We start from the raw sequence: 9,422 nt of genomic DNA, 5'->3' as shown, positions 1-9,422 counted from the left end.
TTTTATTTGTTGGTTATAATCCCTGCGCATATTGAATCTTTATTATTTATACCCAAACTACCTTATATTCTGATTTTAAAGGATAAACATGAAAATCTACGGAAGTTTTACCTCTCCCTTTGTTCGCCACTGTCGTATTGCTTTATTAGAAACGAATTTAAGCTGTGAGTTTATTGAAACAGATGCCGCGCAGAGTGCTAAATTATCACCCACCAAAAAAGTTCCGTTATTAGTTGATGGTGATCTGACCTTAACTGATTCAAGCTCTATCTTGAGATACCTTCGAGAAAAATCGGGAGCATCTTTCCTTACTGATATTAAAGATTTTGAACTGTTTAATATGACTAATACAGTGCTGGATGCGTGTGTAAATATATTCTTTTTGGAGAAGATAGATAATATTAAATTTGCTGACAGCAAATATCTGCAACGTCAAAGTGCACGTGTTTTATCGGGATTAGAAGCATTAAATAATCTGGAGTTAGCTGGAGAGTTACCGCTGACCGATGGGGAAATTCGTTTAGCTTGTTTTCTGGATTGGGGAGTTTATAGAGAGCGAATCGATTTAAGACAACTGGGCAATTTATCGCGCTTCCTTGATTTTGCGAGAAGCGATCCTAACTTTGTAAAAACGATTCCACCGCTTGCCGGTTCTTAACCTCAACTCGGGATAAGCAAATCGATACAGTGCAGCTATTTTCGCGTATTTCTGCGTTAAATCAGCTACCCATAGCCTGCTATTGCTACGCTGATTTGCCTTGAACTCCACAAAACTATCAACACTGTATGCTATAAAAATTTAACGCCATGATATTAAGGAGTATTGCGCTTTCATTATCCCGAGCTGAGGCTACTTAATCTCAGAAAAAATATTCAGCTTTGCATCTCCTGCAAATACACTGAGATTAAATTTATGGTCAGCAGATCTATTCGCACAGTTAACACACAAAGCAATGCAATGAGTTGAATCAGGATATAGCAGGCAACTGTAGTAATCCTGATTATTTTGCTGCTTATTATCTGCGGCAAAATTCAGCTTAATATTGTCATTGTATTGTCTGTTTTCTTTATTTCCTATTTCGAAACTAAATGAGCCTAACCCCTGGCTGATACCTAAGCCTGTACATTTAACAAACGCTTCTTTTAGTGTCCAATATTCAAAAAACCGACTAGTTTGCAATGAGGCTTCAAGGTCTTTCAGACTTTGATACTCGCTAGGGGCAAAGTAGCGTTTAGAGATAGCTTCAACACTGATTTTTCGCGACAGACTTTCAATATCACAGCCAATATCATGTTTTAAGCAGACAGCACAAATCACTAAATTATTGTTATGGCTAAGATTAAAACGTAATGGTAGAGGGGAGTTTATTAGTTCAGGTTTACCGTGCTCAGCAATCTCAAACAGCAAATCATGAGGTTTTAGATCTATATATAAAGATAAAACAGTGCGTACAAAAGCACGTGTGATTAAGGCATTATGTTGCGCTTTAGGAAGACGATAACGCTGTATCTTCTCTATCTCTTTTTCACTGAGTATACTTTTTAAAGAATTCAGTTTGCTCGGATCTGTGATTGCTTGAGGGTTAATGGTCCATAAATGGATATCATTATCTGACAATTGCTTTTTTGCATGAGAGGGATCAAAAAACACAAAGCGACCAATAAGTTATTAGGAAAATATGATGATACTCGCACATAAACAGATATTGTTAATGATAAGAGTTGTTGTTATTTAAAAGGGATAGTTAAACTACCCCTTTATTTTTCTGCAAAAAATAGAATTATTTTGCTTGATCTGGAAGCTTAAATGAATTGATTTTTTTGTTTATATCACGACGTTCTTTTGAAAGCTCAGCACCTTTGATGATATGGTCATCAACACGGTCTTCGTAATCAGATAGCATATTTTTAATAATGCTAATAATATCTTCTTGTTTCATGTCAGGTCGGATGTAATCAACTAAATTAGCTAGCAGATCCACACGTTTGCGGTTATCTCGTACTTTTTTATCATTATCAAGAATTTCACGTTTCAGTTTGTTTTTACGGCGAGTATTTTTCACCAATTCAAGTACATTACCCATAAATTACACCTTTTTATTAAATGTTAAAATAATTGAAGCATTAATAGCAGAGTTGTTATTGTTATGGAATCAATAACACGCTTCTTTTTGAATAAACACGATCATTATACCTATAGTAAAGCGTTACGGGATATTTATTTTTAATTTAATAACGGACAAGTTATCGACTGTAAGTAAACTGTAGTTGTGAAGAAAATCACTTCACTTTTACTTTATTATTATTATCTCGGCTTTGACGAATTAATAGATTGTCAGTGATATGTGTCGCTGATTTAGCCAGTCTATCGTAAAGAAGAACATTAACTGTGGCAGCAAGATTCATACAACCAATAGTTGGAATATATACAACGGCATCGGCTTGATCTATTACCGATTGCTTTATTGTGCCGTCCTCTGGTCCAAATATATAAAGCGCTTTATCCGGATGTTCAAATGTCGGCAGAGGGGATGCACCTTCAACAAGGTCGACACAAACAACTTTAATGTCATCTGCTTGGTGAGCAAGCAGATCTTCTACTGCGGTTAATGGAATAGTAGAACTTATTTTTTTAGTATCGGTATTGAGCTTTACAGCACGATCATAACGAGAGCCGCTATATAAAACTGAGTCAACCGCATAGCATCCGGCTGCGCGCATTACTGCACCAACATTTGTGGCACTTTTAGGGTTGCTTAAACCAATTACTATTTTTGTTTCAGGCATAAATTTTCTTCTGCAGAGCTATTATTCGTGTGGTTGCATAGGGTAGAGCTATCGTTAATGTCCGTCAAGAGAGAGCTTGAAGTTAGTTTGGCAAGGAATTATTAAAAGTGGGTCGGATCGTTAAAGCCTCAAAGAGAGGCTTCGATAATATAATTAAGCTTCTTTTGCTTTTTCAGTTGCTTGTTCAATAATAGGTTGTAGTTCACCTTGCTGGAACATTTCTAAAATAATGTCACAACCACCGATCAGTTCACCATCAACCCATAGCTGCGGAAAGGTAGGCCAGTTAGCATATTTAGGCAGTTCAGCGCGGATGTCCGGATTCTGCAAGATATCTACATACGCAAAAGGATGACCACATTGCATCAATGCTTGAGATGCCTGCGATGAAAAACCACAGCTTGGTAATTTTGGAGAGCCTTTCATGTAAAGTAATATTGTATTTTCATTAATCTGTTTTTTGATTTTGTCTAAAGTTTCCATTTCTAATACCCCGTAATTGTTTTTTAATATTGTACCCAAATTTGACTATTAACAAAACGCCATAAATACTAGGGTTAATAGAATCAATTTTTAGCATTTATTCGATTTTATCATAAAAATTAAATTGACATAGATCATTTTTTTACCGAGAATCAATATATAAATTGAATTCGTTACAGTTACAAATTGGTATAAGTACTTACATTTAATCTGGAGATAAAACCATGGCTTTTGAATTACCAGCTCTACCTTATGCTAAAGATGCGTTAGAACCTCATATATCGGCAGAAACACTTGAGTTTCATTACGGCAAACATCATGCGACTTATGTGCAAAAATTAAACGGCCTTGTTGAAGGAACGGACTTGGCCAGTAAATCATTAGAAGAGATTATCAAAACAAGTGAAGGCCCGTTATTTAATAATGCGGCGCAAGTATGGAACCACACTTTTTACTGGAACTGTTTAGCTGCTGATGCTGGTGGTGAACCAAAGGGTGCGGTTGCAGAGGCTATCAGTAAAAGTTTCGGATCTTTCGCAGAGTTTCAAGCTGCCTGGAATGATAAAGCGGTAAATAATTTCGGTTCATCTTGGACATGGCTGGTGAAAAAAGCTGATGGTTCATTAGAAATTGTTAACACATCAAATGCTGCAACCCCATTAACAGATGAAACAGTTACAGTGCTTTTGACCGTTGATCTATGGGAACATGCGTATTATATCGATTATCGTAATGTTCGTCCTAACTACTTAAATGGTTTTTGGGCACTGGTTAATTGGGATTTCGTTGCACAAAACTTTGCATAGATAAAAGCAAAGCGTAAAAAAAACCTTAATGTCTTCATTAAGGTTTTTTTTTGTAAATTAAACAGTAAAATTTACCAGTAAATTCTATTTTTTTTACTTAATGTGTACAGCTCTTTTGCCACATGATAGTAACCTGCTTCAAGTCTTCTAAAAAAGAGTGCCATGATGATGGTACCGGCGACAAAAGACAACATTAACAATAACAGCATTGTCGACAAACTTTTTTCCTGATAATCATGAATTAAACTGAGAATTTTGTCTTGCTCCAAGGTGATACGAATATAACCAATTTTTGTATTGTCCTTATATAATTCAGCAATATAGGGAATAACCCCTTGTGCTTGTACGTCTTCATCTGAATTAATGTTTAGTAATACTGGCAGCGGCAGAACGTCTTCTGATTGATAAAGTATTTTCCCCATATGATCATATATTGTCGCATCTCTGACGATTGGATCATGGCTTAAGTCATCAATAAGCAGTTGCAGATCTTTTGTTTTCTTTTTCGAAAGGTAGCGGGTCGCTTCGGCAGCCGCTAAGTTTGTTAAGGAGTATGAGAATCTTTCGGTTTGCTGATATTTGATTTGATTGGAAGTGCTTTTGAGCATAGTTAACTGATAAGCAATAACAGCACAGACAATGATTAAGGTGACTATTTGTAATGTACGCAGCAGATAATACATTTTTTTATTCATTTGTCGTGATTCCTTTCGAACTGGCTTGTAAAACTTGCAATGCTAAATCGCAATAGTTATCGTGTGCGCAATTATTTTAATTCAAATACCTAAACCATTTTAAAATGTAGGAGTTTTCATTGGCAAATGGATTAGGTTTGTATAAGCATAGGTATTTTACAGTGAAAACGATACAAAAACATCTAGTTCAATCAAAGTCTCAATCATTGCTTCAGTGGAGAGATTATGTAAAACAACAAGTTATTGGACTAGATGAGTTGTTTTACCAAAATGGAACTTTGACACAAAAACCGACGGCTATCTTCACAGAGCAAGCATCACTGATTGTGATGGCAGAACAATTTAATACTAAACAATTAAATAACTTACTGACACTTTTAAACAGCGAGAATGTACAAGCAATCCGCTTACATGCACCAGAGATAATTGAAAATATCACTGTGATGCGTTTTGTTTTAAGTGCAAATCCCCAATCTTTAAAAGCAAATATCGATAAATTTTGTAAAGAAAATAAAATGGATTTTGCTTTAATGGCTACTTTTCCAGACTGGCAGAAACCTGGTTTAGTATTAATGGATATGGACTCAACAACAATTCAAATTGAATGTATTGATGAAATAGCGGCATTATATGGTGTCGGCGAGCAAGTCTCAGCCGTAACGGCACTTGCGATGCAAGGTAAGCTGGATTTTAATGAAAGTCTGCGTACACGTGTTAGTAAATTAAAAGGAGCACCTGTTTCAATTTTAAAAGAGGTTGCTGATACTATGCCCTTGATGCCGGGTTTACTTGAATTGATTAAAGGGCTTAAAAATGCGGGTTGGAAAGTGGCAATTGCCTCTGGTGGTTTTAACTACTTTGCCGATCGCCTAAAAGAAGATCATGGGTTTGATGAGGCTGTTGCTAATACACTGGAAATTAGCGATCAGCTGATAACGGGTGAAGTGCATGGTGAAATTGTAAATGCCGTTGTAAAAGCACGTACCTTGTCTGAATTAGCAGAGCGTTATGATATTCCAATGTCACAAACTGTAGCAATTGGTGATGGTGCAAATGATTTGCTGATGTTAGATAACTCTGCAATAGGCATTGCTATCCATGCAAAACCAATTGTTCAGGAAAAAGCACCGGTATCACTTAACCATATCGATTTACAGGGTGCTTTATGTATTTTAAGTGCAAGTAACAGTGCAAACAGTTGGTCTTAAAACGGTTTAACGCATAATCAGTAAACCCTGTTTAATCGGCAAGGTTTAAAGCTTCTGTAATACAAAAAAGCCCGCTTAGTTTTTCATTTAAGCGGGTTTTTAATAATGGGATGCTTTGCAAACTTTATTCGTTCTTCCGCTAATTGATTGGATCTGTTATTTGCCAAAAGCAAAATTGATTTTAATACGTGGTTTACCCGGCAGTGGTAAATCCACTTTAGCTAAAACACTTGATGCAGTACACCTTGAAGCAGATATGTTTTTTATTAACGAAAATGGCGATTACCTGTTTGATCCTACGCGTTTAAAAGAAGCGCATGCCTGGTGTCAGAAACAGTGTGCAGAGCATTTAAGCAAAGGTGAAAATGTGGTGGTAGCGAACACCTTTATTAAACAGTGGGAGCTTGATGTTTACCGGGAGCTTGCTAAAAAATACCAGGCGGCATTATCCATCCGGACTTGTGTTGGTCATTATGGCAATCTACATCAAGTTCCAGCGAAAACATTAGCCAAAATGAAGCGCACCTGGCAGCCATAGTTTGATTATTTGAAATAAATGTAGAATAAGTCCAATCATCGGCTGATTGACGGTAAACTGCATCAAAAAAGGAGATATTATTATGGCCAACGCAGATACTGTGGTCATTCTTGATTTTGAAACGACAGGTTTATCGCCTGACAGGGGTGACCGAGCAATTGAAATCGGTGCGGTACTTATTGAAGATGGACAGGTAAAAGGTCGTTTTCAAGAATTGATGAATCCCGGACAACGCATTAGTGGTTTTATTGAAAACTTCACTGGCATTAATAATGCCATGTTGAAAGATGCGCCGCCCTGTGAAGAGGTGATGCATCGCTTTGCAGACTTTATCGCTGATTATAATCTTGTTGCGCATAATGCCTCATTTGATAAACGTTTCTTAGATGCTGAATTACAAAGAATATCGAGAAGTTACAGTGGGAAATTCACCTGCTCTATGCTGTTAGCGCGAAGAATTTTTCAGTCTGCTCCTAATCATAAGCTGGCAACGCTGGTGGAATATACTAACACCGCCAGTGAAGGTACTTTTCACCGAGCCTTATATGATGCAGAGATGACCGCTAAAGTTTGGCTGGCAATGCTCGAAGATATTCAACAAGGTTACAATCTACACTCGATCCCGTTTAAACTTGTGCAAAAGATAACAAAAACACCCGCAAAGTCAGTGCATCGATTACTTTCTAATTGGAAATAATTATGGCGACGATATAGCTTTTTTATTCGCTTAATTCATCCACGCAATTTAAATTATACGGTTAACTATGGGCATTACAAAAACAGAAGCAGCAAACGACTCACTGGCACGGCAGTTATTCAATATGACCTGGCCGATGTTGTTTGGTGTGCTGTCATTAATGAGTTTTCAATTGGTCGACAGTGCCTTTATCGGGCAACTCGGTGTGCTGCCTCTGGCGGCGCAAGGTTTTACCTTACCGATACAGATGATCATTATTGGTATTCAGGTCGGCTTGGGCATTGCCACCACCGCAATTATCGCGCGTGCGTTAGGTGCCAATAAAACAACCTATGCTAAACAACTCGGTGGTTTAGTTTTATTAATGGGTAGTGTCGGTGTTGCCGTTATCTGTCTCTGTCTGTGGCTGCTTCGCCACCCGATCTTAGCAATGTTAAGCGCCCCGGAATCTGTTTATACGGTGATTGACGATTATTGGGTATTCTGGTTAATCAGTGCCTGGGTAGGCGCAGTGCTTTATTTTTATTACAGCGTGTGCCGTGCAAACGGCAATACCTTGCTGCCGGGCACTATGATGATGGTTACCAGTGCAATTAACTTAGTGCTTGATCCTGTTTTCATCTTCACTTTGGATCTCGGTATTAAAGGGGCGGCAATTGCAACTATTTGTGCGTTTACTCTTGGTATCCTAATAGTGGCACCGAAAGTACTGAAACAGCATTGGGCGAGCTTTGATTGGCAGGGGTTAGAGGTAACAAGCAGTTTAAATTCTATTGCTAAAATAATGGGCCCGGCAATGATAAGCCAGCTATTACCGCCGTTCTCTTCTATGTTAGCCACTAAACTGATTGCCGGATACGGCACTGCGGCCGTTGCTGCATGGGCGCTTGCTTCTCGTTTCGAGTTTTTTGCGATTGTCGCTGTCCTGGCGCTGACGATGTCGATGCCGCCAATGATTGGTCGCTTATTGGGGGCGGAAAAAATCACTGATATACGCAAATTAGTCACTTTAGCCTGCCAATTTATTTTAGGGCTGCAAGTTGTGATTGCGCTGCTTACCTTACTCTCTTCCTCCTGGCTTTCCGGCCTGATGACCAGTGAAACGAATGTTGAAAACATTCTTAACTGGCATCTGATGTTTGTGCCTTTCAGCTTAGGGCCGCTGGGTATCTGTATGCTGATGGTCTCTGTTTCTAATGCCTTGGCCAAACCGGGGGATGCCTTGCTTATCTCTTCATTGCGTTTATTCGCTTTCTTCCTGCCATGTTTATGGTTAGGCGCGCAAATTGCTGATATAAAAGGGCTGTTTATTGGCGCATTAATCGGAAATTGTATGGCAGGCATGGCGGCCTGGTTCTTTTATACACGCACCATTGTTAAGCTTGAACAAGTTCACCATACGGCTTAATCGTGTAGTGATTGCGTTGTTAGCTTTCTCTCTGTAATCAGGCAATTTTACGGCTGATTCATATTGCTTATTTCAACATGCGCTTCTCGACAGTAGAGAGAGCATCCTCAATAGATTGACGATGCTGGATTACATTAGCAATTGCAGATTGCTGTCCATACCAGAATGGCATCATTTGCGGGATGTTCGGCATAATTTCACCAGCTCTGGCATTTGCAATTGTAGCAAGCACGCGCGGATCGTTACTTAACTCCTTCAAGAAGCTCTTTAATGCCGGCGCACCGATAGGGACATGCGCGTTCATTAATCTTAGTCCGATATCCGTAAGAAGATAGTTCTGTAAAAATTCTACTGCTAACGACGCATTAGGTGAATTGCTACTGATTCCGGCGCTTAATACGCCAACGAAAGGACGGGAAGGGTGACCATTTAATTTAGGTAAAATTGCCAATCCATAATTAAGACCAGATTTATCCAGATTCGCCCATGACCATGGCCCATTTAGTGTCATAGCCACTTTACCGTGGATAAATGCAGATTGCAGTTGGGAATTGGCAACAATATTTTCAATTGAATATTGCTGTTACTTCAGGTTTTAAAAATTTTATTTTAAAAAAGATAGGCTACTCAATTTTTATTGATAATTAAATCAAGAAATTAGATAAGGTAGCAATTCGGATAGATATTGAGAGATGCAGCTCATATATTTGTATGAAAGAGTAACAGGCAAGACTTTCTTACTTTTTGCCGTTCATCTAAAGGAACGGCATTGTCATATCGGCACCTTTTAATATCAAGCG

At 38.4% G+C, this 9,422-nt stretch carries 12 protein-coding genes; 6 read left to right on the top strand and 6 right to left on the bottom strand.

The annotated features are described in order from the left end of the window. Window positions 1–88: 88 nt before the first annotated feature. Complete coding sequence (locus AC4GME_RS04940; protein ID WP_490379084.1) at window positions 89–658, top strand: glutathione S-transferase family protein; 570 nt, start codon at window positions 89–91, stop codon at window positions 656–658. 192 nt (window positions 659–850) lie between these two features. Here the strand turns inward: AC4GME_RS04940 and AC4GME_RS04935 are convergent, their stop codons facing one another. The 4 genes from AC4GME_RS04935 to grxD form a co-directional block, all read right to left on the bottom strand. Continuing rightward, window positions 851–1,651: a 4'-phosphopantetheinyl transferase family protein gene (locus tag AC4GME_RS04935; RefSeq protein WP_490379083.1), complete on the bottom strand. Its 801-nt coding sequence runs from the start codon at window positions 1,649–1,651 to the stop codon at window positions 851–853. Between the two features lie 130 nt (window positions 1,652–1,781). Further along, window positions 1,782–2,084 (bottom strand): DUF496 family protein, encoded by a 303-nt coding sequence (locus tag AC4GME_RS04930; protein ID WP_490379082.1) that lies wholly within the window; start codon window positions 2,082–2,084, stop codon window positions 1,782–1,784. Window positions 2,085–2,280: 196 nt separating this feature from the next. Beyond that, the gene (locus tag AC4GME_RS04925; RefSeq protein ID WP_490377956.1) at window positions 2,281–2,787 is read right to left on the bottom strand and encodes an RNA methyltransferase; all 507 of its coding nucleotides are present in this window, start codon (window positions 2,785–2,787) and stop codon (window positions 2,281–2,283) included. A gap of 153 nt (window positions 2,788–2,940) precedes the next feature. After that, on the bottom strand, window positions 2,941–3,270 hold the full coding sequence (gene grxD / locus AC4GME_RS04920) for a Grx4 family monothiol glutaredoxin (protein WP_490377957.1): 330 nt from the start codon (window positions 3,268–3,270) through the stop codon (window positions 2,941–2,943). Between the two features lie 224 nt (window positions 3,271–3,494). On the opposite strand from grxD, the gene AC4GME_RS04915 reads away from it, so the two are divergent. Next, entirely contained in the window at window positions 3,495–4,076 is a 582-nt protein-coding gene (locus tag AC4GME_RS04915) for a Fe-Mn family superoxide dismutase (protein WP_490379081.1), read from the top strand. 71 nt (window positions 4,077–4,147) lie between these two features. Here the strand turns inward: AC4GME_RS04915 and AC4GME_RS04910 are convergent, their stop codons facing one another. Beyond that, entirely contained in the window at window positions 4,148–4,771 is a 624-nt protein-coding gene (locus AC4GME_RS04910) for an AhpA/YtjB family protein (RefSeq protein WP_490377959.1), read from the bottom strand. A gap of 161 nt (window positions 4,772–4,932) precedes the next feature. On the opposite strand from AC4GME_RS04910, the gene serB reads away from it, so the two are divergent. From serB to AC4GME_RS04890, 4 genes are all read left to right on the top strand, one after another. After that, window positions 4,933–5,979 (top strand): phosphoserine phosphatase SerB, encoded by a 1,047-nt coding sequence (gene serB / locus AC4GME_RS04905; RefSeq protein ID WP_490377960.1) that lies wholly within the window; start codon window positions 4,933–4,935, stop codon window positions 5,977–5,979. Between the two features lie 160 nt (window positions 5,980–6,139). After that, window positions 6,140–6,517, top strand: a complete 378-nt coding sequence (locus AC4GME_RS04900; RefSeq protein WP_490377961.1) for an ATP-binding protein — start codon at window positions 6,140–6,142, stop codon at window positions 6,515–6,517. An 82-nt stretch (window positions 6,518–6,599) separates the two neighbouring features. Continuing rightward, window positions 6,600–7,214, top strand: coding sequence for a 3'-5' exonuclease (locus tag AC4GME_RS04895; protein WP_490377962.1), 615 nt, complete (start codon window positions 6,600–6,602; stop codon window positions 7,212–7,214). A 67-nt stretch (window positions 7,215–7,281) separates the two neighbouring features. After that, complete coding sequence (locus AC4GME_RS04890) at window positions 7,282–8,622, top strand: MATE family efflux transporter (protein ID WP_490377963.1); 1,341 nt, start codon at window positions 7,282–7,284, stop codon at window positions 8,620–8,622. Window positions 8,623–8,689: 67 nt separating this feature from the next. Here AC4GME_RS04890 and AC4GME_RS04885 read toward each other — a convergent pair whose 3' ends face one another. Continuing rightward, entirely contained in the window at window positions 8,690–9,166 is a 477-nt protein-coding gene (locus tag AC4GME_RS04885; protein ID WP_490379089.1) for an extracellular solute-binding protein, read from the bottom strand. Window positions 9,167–9,422 lie beyond the last annotated feature (256 nt).

The organism is Psychromonas sp. (assembly GCF_983033635.1).
The sequence above is the reverse complement of the archived record's forward strand: the minus strand, read 5'-3'. Positions and strand labels throughout refer to the sequence as shown.

Coding starts and splice junctions, on each gene's coding strand:
- AC4GME_RS04940 (WP_490379084.1), top strand. CDS start 89: ATGAAAATCTACGGAAGTTTTACCTCTCCCTTTGTTCGCCACTGTCGT.
- AC4GME_RS04930 (WP_490379082.1), bottom strand. CDS start 2,084: ATGGGTAATGTACTTGAATTGGTGAAAAATACTCGCCGTAAAAACAAA.
- AC4GME_RS04925 (WP_490377956.1), bottom strand. CDS start 2,787: ATGCCTGAAACAAAAATAGTAATTGGTTTAAGCAACCCTAAAAGTGCC.
- grxD (WP_490377957.1), bottom strand. CDS start 3,270: ATGGAAACTTTAGACAAAATCAAAAAACAGATTAATGAAAATACAATA.
- AC4GME_RS04915 (WP_490379081.1), top strand. CDS start 3,495: ATGGCTTTTGAATTACCAGCTCTACCTTATGCTAAAGATGCGTTAGAA.
- AC4GME_RS04910 (WP_490377959.1), bottom strand. CDS start 4,771: ATGAATAAAAAAATGTATTATCTGCTGCGTACATTACAAATAGTCACC.
- AC4GME_RS04895 (WP_490377962.1), top strand. CDS start 6,600: ATGGCCAACGCAGATACTGTGGTCATTCTTGATTTTGAAACGACAGGT.
- AC4GME_RS04890 (WP_490377963.1), top strand. CDS start 7,282: ATGGGCATTACAAAAACAGAAGCAGCAAACGACTCACTGGCACGGCAG.